General features: G+C 70.9%; 16 protein-coding genes. 9 read left to right on the top strand and 7 right to left on the bottom strand.

The window, feature by feature from the left end; genetic code table 11:
* Window positions 1-15 precede the first annotated feature (15 nt).
* Window positions 16-747 carry a GAF and ANTAR domain-containing protein gene (locus F8566_RS36565; RefSeq protein ID WP_192810042.1) on the top strand — a complete coding sequence of 244 codons (732 nt, stop codon included), beginning with the start codon at window positions 16-18 and terminating at the stop codon, window positions 745-747.
* 10 nt (window positions 748-757) lie between these two features.
* Here F8566_RS36565 and pdxR read toward each other — a convergent pair whose 3' ends face one another.
* Window positions 758-2191, bottom strand: coding sequence for a MocR-like pyridoxine biosynthesis transcription factor PdxR (gene pdxR, locus F8566_RS36560; RefSeq protein WP_225993828.1), 1434 nt, complete (start codon window positions 2189-2191; stop codon window positions 758-760).
* A gap of 29 nt (window positions 2192-2220) precedes the next feature.
* Between pdxR and F8566_RS36555 the strand changes: the two genes are divergently transcribed.
* Together F8566_RS36555 and F8566_RS36550 are read left to right on the top strand one after the other, a co-directional pair.
* Window positions 2221-2835, top strand: coding sequence for a LysE family translocator (locus F8566_RS36555; RefSeq protein ID WP_151566442.1), 615 nt, complete (start codon window positions 2221-2223; stop codon window positions 2833-2835).
* 7 nt (window positions 2836-2842) lie between these two features.
* On the top strand, window positions 2843-3535 hold the full coding sequence (locus F8566_RS36550) for a B3/B4 domain-containing protein (RefSeq protein WP_151566441.1): 693 nt from the start codon (window positions 2843-2845) through the stop codon (window positions 3533-3535).
* Window positions 3536-3756: 221 nt separating this feature from the next.
* On the opposite strand, the gene F8566_RS36540 is transcribed toward F8566_RS36550, so the two are convergent.
* Together F8566_RS36540 and F8566_RS36535 are read right to left on the bottom strand one after the other, a co-directional pair.
* Window positions 3757-5103 carry a carotenoid oxygenase family protein gene (locus F8566_RS36540; RefSeq protein WP_151566440.1) on the bottom strand — a complete coding sequence of 449 codons (1347 nt, stop codon included), beginning with the start codon at window positions 5101-5103 and terminating at the stop codon, window positions 3757-3759.
* A 46-nt stretch (window positions 5104-5149) separates the two neighbouring features.
* Window positions 5150-6988 (bottom strand): MFS transporter, encoded by a 1839-nt coding sequence (locus tag F8566_RS36535; RefSeq protein WP_151566439.1) that lies wholly within the window; start codon window positions 6986-6988, stop codon window positions 5150-5152.
* A 368-nt stretch (window positions 6989-7356) separates the two neighbouring features.
* On the opposite strand from F8566_RS36535, the gene F8566_RS36530 reads away from it, so the two are divergent.
* The 3 genes from F8566_RS36530 to F8566_RS36520 all read left to right on the top strand — a co-directional run bounded on the left by F8566_RS36530 (window position 7357) and on the right by F8566_RS36520 (window position 10364).
* Window positions 7357-7938 carry a helix-turn-helix domain-containing protein gene (locus F8566_RS36530; protein ID WP_151566438.1) on the top strand — a complete coding sequence of 194 codons (582 nt, stop codon included), beginning with the start codon at window positions 7357-7359 and terminating at the stop codon, window positions 7936-7938.
* Window positions 7939-8073: 135 nt separating this feature from the next.
* Window positions 8074-9480, top strand: a complete 1407-nt coding sequence (locus F8566_RS36525) for an MFS transporter (RefSeq protein WP_151566437.1) — start codon at window positions 8074-8076, stop codon at window positions 9478-9480.
* Window positions 9481-9527: 47 nt separating this feature from the next.
* On the top strand, window positions 9528-10364 hold the full coding sequence (locus tag F8566_RS36520) for a DUF1684 domain-containing protein (protein WP_151566436.1): 837 nt from the start codon (window positions 9528-9530) through the stop codon (window positions 10362-10364).
* A 70-nt stretch (window positions 10365-10434) separates the two neighbouring features.
* On the opposite strand, the gene F8566_RS36515 is transcribed toward F8566_RS36520, so the two are convergent.
* From F8566_RS36515 to F8566_RS36505, 3 genes are read right to left on the bottom strand one after another with little or no spacing between them, the layout of a single operon-like run.
* Window positions 10435-10995, bottom strand: coding sequence for an exonuclease (locus tag F8566_RS36515; RefSeq protein ID WP_151566435.1), 561 nt, complete (start codon window positions 10993-10995; stop codon window positions 10435-10437).
* A 33-nt stretch (window positions 10996-11028) separates the two neighbouring features.
* Complete coding sequence (locus F8566_RS36510) at window positions 11029-12879, bottom strand: hydantoinase B/oxoprolinase family protein (RefSeq protein ID WP_151566434.1); 1851 nt, start codon at window positions 12877-12879, stop codon at window positions 11029-11031.
* Window positions 12876-14915, bottom strand: a complete 2040-nt coding sequence (locus F8566_RS36505) for a hydantoinase/oxoprolinase family protein (protein ID WP_151566433.1) — start codon at window positions 14913-14915, stop codon at window positions 12876-12878. Before F8566_RS36505 ends, F8566_RS36510 begins: the two co-directional genes overlap by 4 nt.
* Window positions 14916-15054: 139 nt before the next feature.
* On the opposite strand from F8566_RS36505, the gene F8566_RS36500 reads away from it, so the two are divergent.
* The 3 genes from F8566_RS36500 (at window position 15055) to F8566_RS36490 (ending at window position 17395) form a co-directional block, all read left to right on the top strand.
* Window positions 15055-15429: an FKBP-type peptidyl-prolyl cis-trans isomerase gene (locus F8566_RS36500; RefSeq protein WP_151566432.1), complete on the top strand. Its 375-nt coding sequence runs from the start codon at window positions 15055-15057 to the stop codon at window positions 15427-15429.
* Between the two features lie 104 nt (window positions 15430-15533).
* Window positions 15534-16577, top strand: a complete 1044-nt coding sequence (locus F8566_RS36495) for an ABC transporter ATP-binding protein (RefSeq protein ID WP_151566431.1) — start codon at window positions 15534-15536, stop codon at window positions 16575-16577.
* Complete coding sequence (locus tag F8566_RS36490) at window positions 16574-17395, top strand: ABC transporter permease subunit (RefSeq protein ID WP_151566430.1); 822 nt, start codon at window positions 16574-16576, stop codon at window positions 17393-17395. The genes F8566_RS36495 and F8566_RS36490 overlap by 4 nt, the downstream gene beginning before the upstream one ends.
* Before the next feature lie 3 nt (window positions 17396-17398).
* On the opposite strand, the gene F8566_RS36485 is transcribed toward F8566_RS36490, so the two are convergent.
* Entirely contained in the window at window positions 17399-18061 is a 663-nt protein-coding gene (locus F8566_RS36485) for an SRPBCC family protein (protein ID WP_151566429.1), read from the bottom strand.
* Window positions 18062-18078: the final 17 nt, after the last annotated feature.

Genomic DNA, 18078 nt, shown 5'->3' with positions numbered 1-18078 from the left:
AGGAGGAAGGCCACGATGCATCTCGATCCGGAGGCCCTGGATGCCAGCCTCCGCATGTTGTCGCACCCGCCGCGAGAGGCGGATCTGCAACGTGCGCTGGCCAAGGTCGTCACGGCGGTCCACCGGTTGTTCGACTGCGACGGGGCCGGACTCATGTTCACCGATGGGAACGGGGCGCTCCGCTACGTGACGGCGACAGACGAGACCGGCCGGCGACTGGAGGTCGCCCAGGCCGAGCTCGGCGAGGGCCCGTGCGTCGACGCCTACGTGCACGGCCGGGTGACCGCCTGCCCGGATCTCCTCAGCGACCAGCGCTGGCCTGGCCTGGCCGCCACCCTCGCCCGCGACCCGAACGGAGTGCGCGGCGTCGTGGGCGCGCCCGTGCGGCTCACCGGCACCCCGGTCGGCTGCCTGAACCTGCATTCGCACCGGCCGCGGAACTGGGACGAGGCCGACCTGCACGGCCTGCCCGCGTACGCCGACCTGATCGAGGAGACCATCTCGGCCGCCCTCGCCGCCGAGCACACCAGCACCCTGGCACGGCAACTGGAGTACGCCCTCCGCAACCGGGTGATGATCGAACGCGCGATCGGCTTCCTGATGGCCGACCGCGGTCTCGACTCCGCCGAGGCGTTCGACCAGCTCCGCAACCGCGCCCGCAGCAGCCGCCGCCGCACCATCCACGTGGCCGCCGAACTGCTGGGCGAAGAACTCCCGACCGAGCCGGAACGCCCCCCGGTCAACTGACCGCGATGTTCTAGGCCAGGAGTTTGCCCAGGGTGGCCATGGCGTCTCTGATGTCGGACGGGTTGGTGGCGGCGTAGCCGAGGACGAGGCCCTGGCGGGTTGATCGCTGGTTGTGCCAGGAGAGGGGCTGGACCTTGACGCCGTGGTCCAGGGCGGCGGCGGCGAGGTCCAGGTCCGGCGCGTCGAACGTGATCATCAGGTGCAGGCCCGCGGCGGCGCCGTGCACCGTCGCCTGCGGGAGGTGTGTGCGGATGGCGTCGATCATCGTGTCGCGGCGGTGGCGGTGGCGCCGGCGGAGCGAACGCAGATGGCGTTCCAACTGGCCCGACTCCATCAGTCGCGCCAGCACCAGCTGCGGCAGCACGGCGTTGCCCAGGTCCGCGAACCGCTTGGCCGCCACGAGGGCGTCCAGGTAGCGGGGAGGCACGAGCACCCAGCCCACGCGCAACGCCGGGGCCAGCAGTTTGGACACGCTGCCCGCGTAGCAGACGTGCTTCGGGAGCATCGACTTCAGCGCGGGCACGGGCGCCCGGTCGTACCGGTGTTCCGCGTCGTAGTCGTCCTCGATGATCAGCCCGCCCCACCGCATGAGGGCGCGGCGCCGTTCACCGCTGAGGACCACGCCGGTCGGGAACTGGTGGGCGGGTGTGAGCAGCGCGGCGGGTGCTCCGCCGGCTTGCAGCGCGTCCACTCGGACGCCCTGGGAGTCGACCGGTATCGGCGGGGTGCGCATGCCCGAGTCCCGCAGATGCTGCTGGACGCCCAGCGAGCCCGGGTCCTCCACCGCCACGGTTCCGATGCCGTCGTCGCGGAGGACGGCTGCCAGCAGGCCGAGTGCCTGGGAGGTCCCGGCGACGATCACCACCTCGCCCGCGTCCGCCCGGATCCCGCGGTTGCGGGCCAGCCAGTTCGCGACGGCCCGCCGCAGCGCGGAAGCACCGCGCGGGTCGCCGTAGCCGAGGTCGGCGTCGGCGAGCACCGAACGTTCCGCGCGCAGCCAGGCGGCGCGGGGGAACGCGGTCAGATCGGGCACGCCGGGTGACAGGTCGATCCTGGCGGGCGCGGCCCGCATCCTGTCGAAGATGTCCGCACCCGGCTCGGCGTCGAAGACACCCGCGTCCGGCCTGGCGTCGGCCGGTGGAGGGGGTGTCACGGGGGCCGCAACGACGATCGTGCCTGCTCGGCCGCGGCCCACGACGTGGCCGACCTCGGCCAGGCGCTGGTAGGCCTCGGTGACGACGCCGCGCGAGACCTTCAGCTCCGCCGCCAGCACGCGGGTGGCGGGCAGCCTCCCGCCGACCGGCAGCCGCCCGTCGGCGATCGCGTTCCGCAGTTGCGCGGCCAGCCATTCGGACAGCCCGCCCATCGGCGCGTCCGCCACGTTCAGCTGGAGGAAGTCCGAGCCTATGGACCGCTCGACAGTATCGTCATTGGACCTGTTCACCGATCCATAGTGCCACCAAGCTGGCACGAGTGAGCATCGCGTTCCTGCTGACCACGCTCATCGTGGTCGCCACGCCGGGCACCGGCGTCATCTACACCCTCGCGGCGGGCCTCTCCCATGGCCGCCGCGCCAGCGTCGTGGCGGCCTTCGGCTGCACGCTCGGCATCGTCCCGCACATGCTGGCGACGATCACCGGCGTCGCGGCCGTGCTCCACACGAGCGCCGTCGCCTTCCAGACCCTGAAGTACCTGGGGGTGGCCTACCTGCTCTACATGGCCTGGGCGACCCTCCGGGACAAGGACGCGCTCGTGGTGGAGGGTGAGGGGGCACCGCCGCGGTCGGCGACCCGGACGATCGTTTCCGGCGTGCTGATCAACATCCTGAACCCGAAGCTGACGATGTTCTTCTTCGCCTTCCTGCCGCAGTTCGTGAGCGTGGGCGAGCCCGACTCGCTCGTCCGGATGCTGGAGCTGAGCACCGTCTTCATGCTGCTCACGTTCGTCGTCTTCGCCGCGTACGGCATCCTCGCCGCCTCGGTCCGGTCGCAGGTGACCTCCAGGCCGCGCGTCATGACCTGGATGCGCCGCGTCTTCGCCGGTTCGTTCGTCTCTCTCGGCGCCAAGCTCGCCTTCGCCGCCCGCTAAGGAACCCATGTACTTCCAGCACTCACCACGCCTCTGGTCGGAACACCCCGGCCTCGTCGCGGGCGTTCTGTCCGCCAGCGGCATCGACGCCTCGCCCGCGCCCGATCTCTCCCCCTACTTCGCCACGGCGAAGGAACGGCTGGGTTCCTCTTCCGAGAGCGACCTCCCCGAGATCCAGGCCTGGCGGCGCGCGTTCGCCTCGATGGGCCTCAAGCCGACGCAGTACCGCTGCGCCTCGGAGGCCCTGCTGCGCCGCTTCCGCAAGGAGAGCACGCTCCCCCGGCTCCACCCGCTGGTCGACCTCTGCAACGCGATCTCCCTCGCGTTCGCCGTCCCGGTCGCCGCCCTCGACCTGTCCAAGATCACAGGAGATCTGGAGGTGCGCCACGCCACCGGCGACGAGAGCTACCTGACGTTCGGCGGCGACATCGAACACCCCGCGCCGGACGAGGTGATCTTCGCGGACGGCGCGGGCCGATCCCACGCCCGCCGCTGGACCAACCGCCAGAGCGGCCTCTCAGTCGTCCGCGACACCACCACCGACGTGCTCATCGTCGCCGAGGGCCTCCACGACACCGCCGCAGAGGACGTCCCCCGGCTCATCGAGACGGTGGCCAAGGAACTCGCCGCCCACTGGGGCACCTCACCCGAACCGGCGATCCTCAGCCACGCCAGCCCCCGTTTCACCGTTCACTCCTGACAGCTACGGGAGTCGAGGACGGCCTCGAAGACCTGGGCCAGCTCAGCGGCGTCCTCGCCCGCGTGGTGACCTTGGTCTGCTGAGATGGACGTGATGCTGGTGAGGAGTCTCGGTGCAGTCGGTGGTGAAGCGGTCGGCCAGGGCGATCCTGATCGACGAGGCCGGGCACCTGCTGCTGATCAAGCGGATCAAGCCGGGCCGGGCCGCCCCTGGGCGGGGGATCAATCGTCGGTGTCGGGGATCCATGAGCCGTGGATGCCGGCGGTGACGCGGCGAGGAAGGTGGACGGCGGCGATCTGGTCGAAGCCGGAGGCGTCCAGGACCAGGAGGCGGGAGGAGTCCTGCTTGAGGTCGGAGATGACGGTGAGCAGGTAGCCGTCGTCCTCGTTCGTGGCGTTGTCGGCGGGGACGAACACCGCCTCGCTGGGCAGGCGGGCGTCACCGGCCTGGTGGACGCGGCGCGCGCCGGTGGCGCGGTCGTACTTGACGATGCCGTAGCCGCCGTTGCCGTCCTGGTCGGGAAAGGAGACGGCGTACTGGTAGCGGTGCTCCGACCCGAGGTAGTCCTCGTTGAGGGTCGGGAACTCCACGGCGAGGTCGTCGATGTTCTGCTCGTCCACGCTGCCGTGGACGAGGTCGATGACCCAGCGGCGGGTGTAGGAGCGGGTGTTGGGCTCGGTGCCGCGCCCCGGCGCACCGACCCACCAGTTCCAGGACAGCTGGAAGCCCTCTCGGTCGACGGTGGGGCCTTCCAGGACGATGCGGCCCTGGGCGTCCTCGTAGGCGTTGCCGGCGTGGAGCATGTTGCCGGGCTCGATGGAGAACCAGCGGATCTTTCCGGCGCCGTCGCTGGTGCGGGGCATGACGCCGATGCGGGGCGGCTGGTCGTCGCTCCACCCGTAGGGGATGCCGGAGTGCTCGGCCGGGTCGAAGGTGACCGAGCCCTCGACGAACACGATGTGGTTGCGGGTGATGGCGAAGTCGTGCTTGAGGGACGCGGTCGCGCCGGGGATCTCGGCGCTGTGGACGATCTGCCCCTTGGCATCGGCGATGTAGTAGACGAGGAACGGCGGGAACGGCGAGGAGCCGAAGAAGTGCAGTTCGCCGGTGACCGGGTCGGTCTTGGGGTGCGCGGTCATGGCGCTGCTGAGTTTGCCGTCGAAGTCATAGGCGCCGATGGTCTCCAGGTCGGCGTCGAGTTCGAACGGGAAGTTGGCCTCGGACAGGGCCAGCAGGCGTCCGCCGTGCTCGATGACGTGGGTGCCGGCGGTGCTGGCGGTCAGGTCGGGGCCGCGCTCGGTCATGTAAGGCGCGCCGTCGAGGGCGGGCGTGCGGACCCAGCGGTTGCGGTACCACTCGGCGCGGCCGTCGCGCAGCCGGATGCCGTGGACCATGCCGCTGCCCTTGAACCAGTGGGTCGGGGTGACGCCCGGCTTGGGGTTGTGGCTGTTGCGGATGAGCCGTCCGTTCAGCTCGGGCGGCAGGTGGCCCTCGACGGTGAGGCCGGTCGCGGTGATCTCGTCGACGGCGGGGGCGTAGTGGCCGATCAGGTAAGGCTTGGCGGTCATGCCGGACTCCTTCTCCCTGGGTTGGGCGAGCTGTCTTCGCGGTGTGTCAGGCGGGCTGCTCGGCGCGGTCCTTCAGGGCGGCGAGCCAGGATTCGAGGGACTGCTGGAGTGCCTGGCCGAGCTGGTCGGCCGCGGCCTCGACGGGGGCGCCGCTCCAGGACTCCTCGGTGCGGACGGTGACGCGGTCGCCGTCGGCCGCGAACGTCCAGACGTGGACGCCGTCGATGCCGCTCGCGGGACCGCCCCACACGATGCGCTCGCCCGGGATCACCTCGTAGACCGTGGAGGTGATGTCGAGGCCGTGGGTCCGCCAGCGGAAGGAGCCGCCGGGCTCGACCGGTCCGTCGGCGACGGCGTTGTCGATGTCGGCGTTCCAGCTCGGCCAGGCGTCGATGCCGGTGTGCAGGGCCCACACCTTCTCCAGGGGTGCGTCGATGGTGGTGGACAGGCGGACGATCACGGGGGCGGTATCGTCGATGGTGCGCATGGCGGTCTTCCTTTCAGCGGGACGGGTGGAGCGGGTCAGATACGCGGCGAGCAGCGCCGTCGCGGTCAGGAGGCCGACGGACACCGCGAAGGCGGTGCGGTAGCCGTCGGTGAGGGCTTCCAGGGGCGGTCGGGTGGAGTTCGCGGTGAGCGATCCCGCGAGGGTGGCCAGGACGGCGAGGCCGATGGCGCCGCCGACCTGGCGTGTGGTGTTCACCAGGCCCCCGGCCACGCCCGCGTCCTGCTTGGCGACGCCGTCCAGGGACAGGTCGGTGAGCCGCACGAAGGCGACGCTCAGGCCGAGGCCGACCAGGACGCTCGGGCCGAGGACATCGGTGAGGTAGGAGCCGTCCACGCTGATCCGGGACAGCCACAGCAGTCCGGCGGCTTCGGCGAGCAGGGCGGCCGGCAGGGCGGAGGCGGCGCCGATCCGGGCGGTGAGCCGCGGCGCCAGCGCGGAACCGGCCATGATCGCACCGGCTAGGGGGAGCTGGCCCAGCCCGGTGAGCAGGGGGCTCTGGCCGAGTACCTGCTGTTGGTAGAGCGGCAGGAAGAAGAACAGGGCGATCCACACCGAGCCGAACAGGGCCATCAGCGCGTTCCCGGCCACCACCCGGCCTCCGGCCAGCAGCCGGGGAGGGACCAGCGGGTCGGGGTGGCGGCGCTCGGCGAGGACGAACACCGCTCCCAGGAGCACGGAGACCGCGAAGGCGCCGAGCACGCGCCCGTCCGTCCAGCCTTGGTCGCGGGCGGTCGTCAGGCCCCACACCAGGCTGGTCAGGGCGAGCGTGACCGCGGCCGTGCCCAGCGCGTCGAACCGTCCGGCCGCCCGCCTACCGGGCTGCGGGACCGCGATGGCGACGGCGGCGAGGACGGCGAGGGACCCGGCGGCGACGGTGTAGAAGATCGCGGGCCAGCCCCATGCCTGGGTGACAAGGCCGCCGAGCAGGACTCCGGCCGCGCCGCCCGCGCCGGAGACCGCTCCCCAGACCCCCAGCGCTCTCCCCCGCCTGGGACCCGGCGGGAAGAGGCTCATGACCAGGGCCAGGGCGGCGGGCGCGATGGCCGCGGCGCCGGCGCCCTGGGCGGCGCGGGCGGCGATCAGCGGGCCCGGTGCGGTGGCGAGCGCGGCGACGAGCGAGGCGCCCCCGAACGCGGCGAGCCCTGCGAGCAGGACCCGGCGGTGCCCGAGCAGGTCGGCGGCCCGCCCGCCGGCCAGCAGCAGCGCCCCGAAGGCCAGGCCGTAGGCGTTGACGACCCACGTCGTGCCACCGTCCGACAGCCCGGCGCCGTCGCGGATCTGCGGCAGCGCGACGTTCACGATCGAGGTGGCGAGCATGACCGTGAACTGGGCGGCGGCCAGCGCCGCGAGGGCCGCGCCCGTGCCCGGCTTCCGCATGCCGTGACTCCTATGTATGTGGTTGACCACTCACTGATGTGAGCGAAGAGAGGGCGGGGCGTGCGCCCCGCCGGAGCGCCCCGGCGACCGATTCCGGATCCCGCAGGTCGGCGACGACGGTCTCGACACCGGGGACGAGGCGGTGGGGGTTGCGGGGCATGGCACATGCGCTCAGGTCAGTGCGTGTCCGGCTGTGTCCTGCCCGGCTGCTCGTGGACCAGCTGGGATCGTCGCCCTCGTCGTGAGCGGAGTGCTAGCACGTGGGGATTCCTCTGGTGGGATGGCTTGTTCTGGTCTGGTCATGCGCTCACTGTGCGGCGGCGGGGCCGAAGGTGGAAAAGAACTTGCGGAAAGCGCAAACTGGCTCCATGAGCGAGGACCTCTACGCCACTCTCGACGCGGTCGGGCCACGGTTGCGCGCGATCCGCAAGCGGCGCGGATCGACTCTGGAGCAACTCGCGGAGTTGACGGGGATGTCCGTCAGCACGCTGTCGCGGATCGAGTCGGGTCAGCGGCGCCCCACGCTGGAGGTGCTGCTGCCTCTGGCGCGGGCGTACCGCATGCCGCTCGACGAACTGGTCGGTGCGCCGGCAACGGGTGATCCGCGCATTCATCCGCGGCCGGTGAACCGTGATGGCGTGGTGTGGGTGCCACTGTCCCGTGATCCGGGCGGGCTCAACGCGTTCAAGCAGGTCCTGCCGGTGCCCGCACAGGTACCCGAACGGCTCGACCAGCAGGTGCACGAGGGTTACGAGTGGCTCTACGTCCTCACCGGCACATTGCGGCTCGCTCTCGGCGAGGAGGACTTCCTCCTGGACGCCGGTGAGGCCGCCGAGTTCGACACCCGTGTCCCGCACGCCATCGCCAACGCCGGCAGCCGGCCGCTCGAACTGCTCATCATCTTCGGGCAGCAAGGCCAGCGGATGCATCTGCGCGCACGCACGAAATGATCCCGCGCACGGTGCCCGGTGGGTTGTCCACGTCGCTTTTGCGGTTTTGGCAAGGATTGGAGTGGGTCTGGCGACGGTCGGTTGAGACTCCAGGAGCCCGGCACACGTCCGGTGCCACGAGGAGTGACGATCGACATGACGCGGCTGACCGCCCCCGAGACCGACCGATCTGCCGTCCGACGGCCACGACCGCTGTATGCGTCGGTGCTGGTACTCACCTTGATGCAGGTGACGCTGGTGATCGACAACAGCGTGGTGAACGTCGCCCTGCCCGTGATCCAGGATGAGCTCGGCTTTTCCGCGGCGGGTCTGTCGTGGGTCGTGACGTCCTACGCGTTGGTCTTCGGCGGGCTGGTCCTGCTGAGCGGCCGGGTGGGGTCGATCATCGGCCCCCGGCGGGCGTTGCTGATCGGGATCTCCGTCTTCGTCGCGGCTTCCGCCTTCGGCGGCCTGGCCGTCACACCGGGAATGCTGATCGCCGCGCGTGTCCTGCAGGGCGTCGGCGCGGCGCTCGCGGCCCCCAGCACGCTGGTGTTGCTGATGGCTATCACCGAGCCGGGCGTGCAGCGCGCGAGGGCGATGTCGCTGTTCGTCCTGTCGATCGGGCTTGGTGCCGGTCTCGGGCTGTTCCTGGGCGGTGCGCTGACTTCCGGCCTCGGGTGGGAGTGGGTGATGTTCGTCAACGTACCGATCGGGATGGTGGTGTTCTTCGGTGTCCGAGCTTTGGTACCCGAGGCGGACCGCCACCCGGGGCGTCTCGACGTCGGCGGAGCGGCGACCTCCACGATCGGGATGCTGGCGTTGGTGTACGGCCTGACCGTGGCCGCCGACCAGGGCTGGGCGAGCCCGTCGGTGATCGTGTCGTTCGTCCTGGCCGGAGCCAGCCTGGTGGCGTTGGTGCTGACCGAGCGGCGCCACGGGGCACCGGTGGTCCCGCCGAGGTTCTTCACGCGCATGTCCAGCGCCGGCCCGCTGCTGGCGATGATGCTGATCCCGGCCGGCCAGTTCGGGTTCCTCTACTTCGCCGCCCTCTACACCCAGGGCGTCCTGGGGTTCAGTCCACTGCGGACCGGCCTGTCCGTGCTGCCCTTCACGGCCGGCATGCTGGCCACCAACGTCACCGTCAGCCGGCTGGTGACCCGCTACGGGGAACGCGTGGTCGGATCGCTCGGCATGATCGGCCTCCTCACGGGCCTGGTGTGGATGTCCCGCCTCACACCGGACAGCGGTTACCTCGACGGGCTGTTCGGCCCGTTCCTGCTGCTCGGTCTGGGCGCCGGCCTCACGGTCGCCCCGCTCACCGCGGTGATCATGCACAACGCCCCACGCGAACACCTCGGGGCCGCCTCCAGCCTGAACCAGGCCATGCAACAACTCGGCGGAGCCGTCGGGCTCGCGGTCCTGTCGACCGTCTTCGCCAACACCGCCGGCACATCCGGCACGGCAACCGGTATCTCCACCGCGCTCACCGTCGCCATCGCCTTCCCCCTGCTCGCCCTGCTGCTGTTCGCGGTCTGGGCACGACGGATCACCGCCCACTGAGCGCACACGTTCGTCCGAACTCGCAGGTCTGAAACAAGGAGTACTCGATGACAACCCCCATAACCGAGACCGGTCGCGCCGACTGGGACGCATACCGCGCCGACTGGCACGCCTGGCGGGCCGGCTGGGAGCAGTGGCTCGCACAGCCCCACAACTGGCTGTCCGCCGTGGCCGTGAACTGGCTCGACCACACCCCGCGCCGATTCGACGGGACACCTGGCCTGTGGTGGCAGGACGGCGACCAAGTGATGATCGACCCCAACGGCGCCACCATGGCGTTCGACGGAACCGAGTTCACCCAGACCCGTGCGCTCAGCCTCGCGGACGGACCCGACGACCAACGCGTCACCGCAGGCGATCTCCAGATCGGGATCACATACCGCCAGGCCTACCACATCGTCACCTACGACCCGAGCGCTCCGGCACGCAACGCGTTCCACGGCGTACCGACGTTCGAGCCGAACCCCGACTGGATCATCAACGGCCGATTCGAGGCATTCGACAACGACCAGTCACTCGCCCTGGGCACCGTGGGCTGGCGAGAGCACGACTACACCTCACCCGGCGTGGTGCGCTTCGAACACGACGACACCCCGTACGAACTGCAGGTCATCGCCTCCGCAGGACGGCACACCACCGTCTTCACCGACGCGACCAGCGGCGACACCACCTACCCCGCCGGCCGGGCACTCGACATCCCCGCCCCGGCCAACGACGGCACCGTCACACTCGACTTCAACCGCGCCGTCAACCTCCCGTGCGCCTTCGGCGACTTCTTCCCGATCTGCCCGACTCCACCAGCGGGCAACCGCTACCCGTTCCGAATCGAGGCGGGCGAGAAGACACCCGCGAAGCAGGGAGGCCCTCATGTGAGAACCACGTGATCATCATTGGCTCCGGCCCGTCCGAGTACTCAGCCGCGTCCGCCCCCGTTTCGCCGTTCACGCCTGACGTTCACTCCTGCCGGCGGCGGGAGTCGAGGACGGCCTCGAAGACCTGGGCCAGTTCAGAGGCGTCCTCGCCCGCGTGGTGGGTGTGCGGGAGGTCGTTGAGCTTCAACTGCTGTTTGATGATGCTCTTGCGCGAGCTGACCCACTCGCAGCCGGTCATGCCCATCCAGTAACTCCGCAGGTCGATGCCCGCGCCGGAGTTGCTGAACGGGCTCTTGCCCAGGAAGCGCTGGAAGTACCAGTGCACGAACATCCCGTCGAAGACGGCGGGACCGGCGAGGAAGACCGGGCGGCCGATCCGGCGCAGGCCGTTGATCCAGCTCGCGGCGGCGGCCATCGCCTCCGCCGCGGGCGGCGCCTCGCGCAGCAGGCGGTCGCGGTCCAGGCCCGAGACCGCCAGGGCCGCCGGCACGAAGTCGTCGGAGATGGGCCGGAGCTCGGTGTAGAACGTCAGGTCGGGCCGCCCGACGACCGCGATGCCCAGCGAGATCATGCTGTACGGGCCGGGAATGGGTCCGTCCGCCTCGACGTCCACCGCCAGGTAGAGCTCCGGGAGTTTCGCCATGGCGGCAAAGCTAGGCCCGGCGCGCATCGATGATCAATATGTTTGGTCCACGTCGGCGCCGGAACGGCCGCCGGAGAGGCGGGGGTAGCCGGGGCCCCGGTCGAAGAAGGGTGCCGGTCCGCGGTCGGCGCGGAGGCGGTTCCGGAGCTCGGCGGTCGCGGCGGCGTCCACCTCGGCGTCGGCATCGGCGACTATGAGGATGACGCCGTAGTCGTCGCGGGCGCCGGTGAGGGTGACCTTGCCGTCGCGGACGTCGGCGGCGACGGCGGACGGGTCACGGTCGAACGGGTCGCCCCAACCGCCGCCCCCGGTCGTACGGATGCGGATGACCTGGCCCTTGTGTACCGGGTGGCCGTCGACCAGGCCGTCCATCTCGACGCCGTCGATGTCCACGCGGAACGGGCTGCCGGCGCGACCTCCGTTGACGCCCCAGCACGACAGGATGGAGCGGTCCGCGATCGACATGTAATGGGCGTCGCGGAGCATGCGGATGTGCTTGTCGTACCCGAGCCCTCCGCGGTGGAGGCCGGGCCCGCCGGAGTCGGCGGCGAGGCCGAGGCGTTCGACCAGGAACGGCCAGCGGGCCTCGGCGAACTCGGCCGGGATGTTGCGGGAGTCGGGCACGACGTGGATCGTGTCCTCCCCGTCGGCGTAGTAGCGGCCGCCGGAGCCGCCGCCGAGCACCTCGCGCATGAGGTACGGGCCGCGGTCGTCGTCGCCGTAGACGCCGGTGTAGCGGATCGTCTCCTGGTCGGCGGGCATGCGGCCGCCGGTGGCCTTCGCGAGGACGCCCGCCAGCACGCCGAGTAGGCGAAGGATCACGAACGTCCGGGCGTTGGTCGGGGCCGGGAACACCGGCGTGAGCAGCGTGCCCTTCTCGGGGAACCGCATCTCGATGAGCGGTACGACGCCCTCGTTGACGTCCAGTTCGGCGGCGCGTTCGGGAGAGTCCGCGAGGTTGCGGAGGATCGGCGCGAGCCATTTCTTGAGGAAGACCCCGTCGGCGTAGTCGCCCGCGTGGTTGATCGGCCCCTTGGCCTGCGGGGACGTGCCGGTGAAGTCGATGACCAGCGGAACGGGCGCGGTGTTGTCGACGGTGAGCGTGATGCGCTGGGTGTGCAGGCGCGGCGGATCGACGCCGTCGTGCTCGGCGTAGTCCTCCCAGACGTACGTGCCGTCGGGGATCTTGGCGAGGAGCTCGCGGCGGAACGTCTCGGTGGTCTTGCCGATGATGGCGTCGAAGCAGGTCTCGACGGCGGCGCGGCCATAGCGGTCGAAGAGCTCGCCGAGCCGACGCGCCCCCATGAGGCAGGCCGAGCACTCGGCGTCCAGGTCCCCGGCGAGCGAGTCGGGCATGCGGGAGTTGCGGGTCATGATGCGCAGGGCCGCCTCGTTGGGCACGCCCCGGTCCCAGAGCTTGATCGGGGGGACCATCAGGCCCTCCTCGAAGGCGCTCCGGGCATGGCTGGGCATCGACCCGGGCACCGCGCCGCCGATGTCGTCGTGGTGGCCGAACGCCTGGACGAACGCCACCACCTCGCCGCCGTGGAAGACCGGGACCGTCACGCAGAGGTCGGGCAGGTGACCGATGCCGCCCTCGGAGAGGTAGACGTCGTTGTGGAAGAAGACGTCGCCCGGCCGCATCGTGTCCAGCGGGAAGTCCCGCGCGATCGGCTGCACGAGGGCGGAGTACGAGCGGCCCGTCAGCTTGCGCAGGCGGCGGTCGTGGATGCCCGCGCGGAAGTCGTGCGCGTCGCGGATCATGGGTGAACGGGCCGTCCGGGCGATCGCGGTCTCGACCTCGCGTTCCACCGAGGCGAGCGTGCCCTCGACGATCTCCAGCAGGATCGGGTCGACTCCGCCCGTCGTGTCACCACTGGTCATTTGGTCACCACCAGGTTGCCGTGGCCGTCCACACGGGCCTGGAAGCCCGGGTGCAGCGGCAATGTCGAGCCGAACTCCTCGATGACGGCGGGCCCCTCGATGACCGTCCCGGGTGCGAGCTGTGCGCGCTGGTAAATGGGCGCGTCCGTCCAGTCGTCGTAGAAGACCGGCCGCACGCCCGTCCGTTCGGCCTCCCCTCCTGGCGGTCGTTCACGCAGGACGGGACGTGTGATCGGGCCGATCCCGGAGACACGGAGGTTGACCCACTCCACGGGATGGCGTCCCGGGTCGTCGCGGTAGCAGTAGCCGTAGAGCCCCTCGTGGGCATCGTGGAAGCGCCGCACGACCTCGTCCCGGAACGCGTCGTCGAGCGGCCCGTCGGGAGCGGCCACCCGCACCTCGAACGCCTGGCCGTAGTAGCGCAGGTCAGCCGAACGCAGGAAACGATGCCGGTCGCGTGGGAAGCCTTCGCGTTCCAGAGCGGTCGCGGCTTGGTGTTCGAGGTCCGCGTAGACGCCGGAGACGGCGGCGAGGTCGAGTGCGGTGTCACGTTCCACGCGCGTACGGACGTAGTCGTTCTTCACGTCCACCGTGAGCAGGCCGAACGCGGAGAGGTTGCCGGGGTTCTCCGGGATGACGGCCGCGGGCAGGCCGAGGATGTCGAGCAGGCGGCAGGCCAGCAGCGGCCCCGACCCGCCGAACGCCACGAGCGGGTAGTCGCGGACGTCCAGGCCGCGCTTGACGGTGATCTGCCGGATGGCGTTGGCCTGGTTCCAGGCGGAGATCTCCAGGATGCCGGTGGCGGCGCGTTCGAGCGTCAGCCCGAGCTTGGCGGCCAGCGCCTCGGCGCCGGCTCGGGCGGCCTCCACGTCCAGCGGGATCTCGCCGCCGAGGAGATGCGGCGGGATGCGGCCGAGGGCCGCGTGCGCGTCGGTCACCGTGACCTCCGTACCGCCGCGGCCGTAGCAGAGCGGCCCGGGGTCGGCGCCGGCGCTGCGCGGGCCGACCTTCATCGTGCCCTCCGGGGAGAGCCAGGCGACCGAGCCGCCGCCCGCGCCCACCGTGACGATGTCGATCATCGGGATCTTGACGGGATGGCGGCCGATCGTCCCCTCCGTGGTCAGCGTGGGCTCGCCGTCCAGCACGACCGCGACGTCCGTGGAGGTGCCGCCGCCGTCCAGGGTGATGACCGAGCCCCGTCCCGCGGCCTGGGTGATGAACGCGGCGCCGAGGGCGCCGGCGGCGGGGCCGGACAGGACGGTCGTGATCGGCTGGTGGATCACCTCCTCCCCCGACAGCACGCCGCCGTTGCTCTTCATCACGTGCAGGCGCCCGCCGGGCATGCGAGAGGTGAGCCGCTGGATGTAGCGGGTCATGGTGGGCTTGACGGCCGCGTCCACGAGCGTCGTCACGGACCGTTCGTACTCGCGGTACTCGCGCAGGACCTCGCACGACAGCGACACGACCGCCTCCGGGTGCTCGCGGCGCAACACCTCGCGCATGCGCAGCTCGTGCACCGGGTCGGCGTAGGAGTGGAGGAAGCAGACGCCGATCGCCCGGATCCCGCGGTCACGGAACCAGCGCGCCACCGCGACGGCCGACTCCTCGTCGAACGGCCGCAGCTCCGCCCCCGTGTGGTCGAGCCTGCCGCCGACCGTCCGGACGCGGTGGACGGGCACGATGCGGGGCGGCTTCACCCAGAAGTAGCTGTTGCCGTAGCCGTCGGGGACGCTCTGCCGGGCGATCTCCAGCACGAACTCGAAGCCCTCGGTGGTGACGAAGCCGAGATCGTCGAGCCGGTCCTCAAGGAGCTGGTTGGTCGCCACGGTCGTGCCGTGCGCCAGCGCCGTGATGTCCGGACGGGACGCGCCGAGCAGGTCCAGCACCTTCTGGACGCCCGCCTCGAAGCCCTGGGCCGGATCGGCCGGGGTCGAGGGGGTCTTGGTCGTGATCATCTCGCCGGTGTCCTCGTCCAGCGCCACGACGTCGGTGAACGTCCCGCCGGTGTCGATGCCTATCCGCAGCCGCCGCGTCATGTCTCCCTCTCTACCGGTGCCGTGCCGCCCGCGACACCGTCGCTTCCTGCCCAACGGAGCGGCGGTTCTTTGGCGAGTCGGGCTGCGGCTACGCTGAACGGCATCCGAAAAGACCGCCGACCCACGATGGAGCCTGGCAATGGCGCTTGAACGGCCCGAGATCGACTTCCCCGAGGGCACCCCGCCCGACTACCTCGACATCACCGACATCACCGTCGGCGACGGCGCGGAGGCGACCACCGGGTCCACCGTATCCGTGCACTACGTCGGGGTCTCGTTCTCGACCGGCGAGGAGTTCGACGCCTCCTGGAACCGCGGCAGCACCTTCGAGTTCCCGCTCGGCGGCGGCCGCGTGATCAAGGGCTGGGACATGGGGGTCAAGGGCATGAAGGTCGGCGGCCGGCGCAAGCTGGTCATCCCGCCGCATCTGGCCTACGGCGACCGCAGCCCGAGCCCGCGGATCAAGCCGGGCGAAACGTTGATCTTCGTGGTGGACCTGGTCGGCGTGAACTAGCACGCCGACCAGCCACGGACACGGCGGGCAAGCGGAGGTCAAATTCTCTTCCGCTTGCCCGCCGCCGCCGTTTCCGGACCGGTCGCCGTCGGTATCAGCCGAGAATGATCCACGCGCGGGGGCTGACGAAGCACTACGGGCCGAAGGTCGCGGTCGACCACGCGGACTTCACCGTGCGTCCGGGCCGCGTGACCGGCTTCCTGGGTCCCAACGGCGCCGGCAAGTCGACCACCATGCGGCTGATCCTCGGTCTCGACCACGCCAACGAAGGCGACGTCACCGTCAACGGCAAGCACTACCGGCAGCTGGGCGCTCCACTGTGCGAGGTCGGCGCGCTGCTGGAGGCGAAGGCCGTTCACGGAGGCCGCAGCGCCTACAACCATCTCCTTTGCCTGGCCAAGAGCAACGGCATCCCCCGCCGCCGCGTGGACGAGGTCCTCGGCCTGGTCGGCCTGGAGAAGGTGGCGAAGAAGCCGTCGCGGGGCTTCTCCCTCGGCATGGGGCAGCGGCTCGGCATCGCCGGGGCGCTGCTCGGCGATCCGGGTGTCCTCATGTTCGACGAGCCGGTGAACGGCCTCGACCCCGAGGGCATCCTGTGGATCCGCAACCTGATGAAGAAGCTGGCCGCGGAGGGGCGCACGATCTTCGTCTCCAGCCATCTGATGTCGGAGATGGCGCTGACCGCCGACCATCTGGTGGTGATCGGCCGCGGCCGGATCCTCGCCGAGACCAGCACGCGGGAGTTCATCGCCGCCAACGCCACCAGCCACGTCAAGGTCAGGTCTCCGCAGCTGGGTGAGCTCGGCTCGCTGCTGTCCCGGCACGGCTGGCGGGTCGAGCTGGAAGGCGACCAGTCGCTGCGGGTGTTCGGGGCTCGCACCGCCGAGATCGGTGACACCGCCGCCGACCACGGGCTGCGCCTGCACGAGCTCAGCCCCGTCCAGCCGTCCCTGGAGGAGGCGTTCATGCGGCTGACCGGCGACGCCGTCGAGTACCACGCGGGCATCCCGGGCAACGGGACCGGGACCGCAGCCGGGGAACGGCCGGAGGCTCCGGCGGCCGTGGGACCGCCACCGCCGGGCAGCAGACCGCCGGAGGGCATGCCGTCGGAGAGCAGGGACGGACAGCGTGGAGGCGACTGGTCATGACGACGGAGACCACCACGGCTCCGGCGCCCGCACGCCCGCGGCGCGCGACGTTCGGCAACGTCGTCTCCGCCGAGTGGACCAAGGTCCTCACGGTCCGGTCGACGTTCTGGACGCTGCTGGCCGGGATCATCGTCACGATCGGGCTGAGCCTCCTGCTGGCCTGGGCGTTCACGTCCCAATACGGGGAGATGAGCGCGGCGGACAGGGCCGAGTTCGACCCTGCGGCCTACAGCCTGGCCGGTGTGAACTTCGGCATGGTCGCCTTCGGCGTGCTGGGCGTGCTGGTGATCACCGGTGAGTACGCCACCGGGATGATCCGCACGTCGCTGATCGCGATGCCGAGGCGCGTGGAGTTCCTGGCCGCCAAGGCACTGGCACTGGGTGCGGTCACGCTGATCGTGGGCGTGCTCGTCTCGTTCGCCTCGTTCCTGCCGTGTCAGCTGATCTTCAAGTCCCAGAAGATCGACGCCTCGCTCGGCGACGACGGCGTGCTCCGCGCGGTGGTGGGCGGCGGGCTGTACCTCGCTCTCATCGCGCTCCTGGCGCTGGGGATCGGCGCCCTGCTGCGGCACACCGCGGGCTCGGTCTCGGTGATCCTGGGCGTGCTGTTCGTCCTGCCGATCATCGCCCAGTTCCTGCCCGGCGACTGGGCCTCGACGGTGAGCAGGTTCCTGCCGTCCGGCGCGGGCGGAGCCGTCATGTCGGTCAAGCCCGCCGAGGGCGTGCTGTCGCCCTGGACGGGTTTCGCGGTCCTGGTGCTCTACACGGTGGTCGTGCTGGCCGCGGCACTCTTCGCCATCCAGAAGCGCGACGCCTGAGCCTCAGCGGCGGGAACGGCGCGCCAGTGCGTGGCCGATCGCCACTCCCGCCAGCGCCACGGCACCGCCCACGCCGAAGGCGATGACCATGGGGGCCACCGGACGTTCCGCCTCGAAGAACGCCGCGCCCGGGTAGAACTCGCCCGGTCCGGCCTTGAGGGCCCGCGCCCCCTGGCCCTCGGGGACCGCCCCGGAGACCGCGCCGGACACGGCGCCCGCGACCGGGGCGTTCAGCGCCCTCTCGACGGCCGTGAAGAACTCCCCCGCCGTCCTCTTGGCCACGCCCGCGAGCATCCGCTGGCCGACCCCGCCGACCATGCCGCCGACCACCGCGTCCGCGTCGTATTCGATCAGCGTGGAGCCCTCGCCGTCACCCTCCCCCAGCCGCACCCGCACGGTGGCGTCGACGGTGCCGGGCGCGCCCTGGCCCTTGGCCCGCAACACGAACGAGCGCGGCGGATCCGGGTCGGTGAGCGCCACCTCGCCCGTGTACGTGCCCTTGATCGACGCCACTCCGGCCTGGACCGTCATCCGGTAGCGGTCGTCGCCGAGCGCCTCCAGCGACTCGCATCCCGGGATCGTCAGCGCCAGCACCGACGGGTCCTGCAGCGCGTCCCAGACGCGCGGGAGCGGAGCGGCGACAGTGGCACTGCCAGTGACTTTCATGTCACGACCTTACGGAA

The organism is Actinomadura rudentiformis (assembly GCF_008923185.1).
Taxonomy (GTDB): Bacteria; Actinomycetota; Actinomycetes; order Streptosporangiales; family Streptosporangiaceae; genus Spirillospora; species Spirillospora rudentiformis.
The sequence above is the reverse complement of the archived record's forward strand: the minus strand, read 5'-3'. Positions and strand labels throughout refer to the sequence as shown.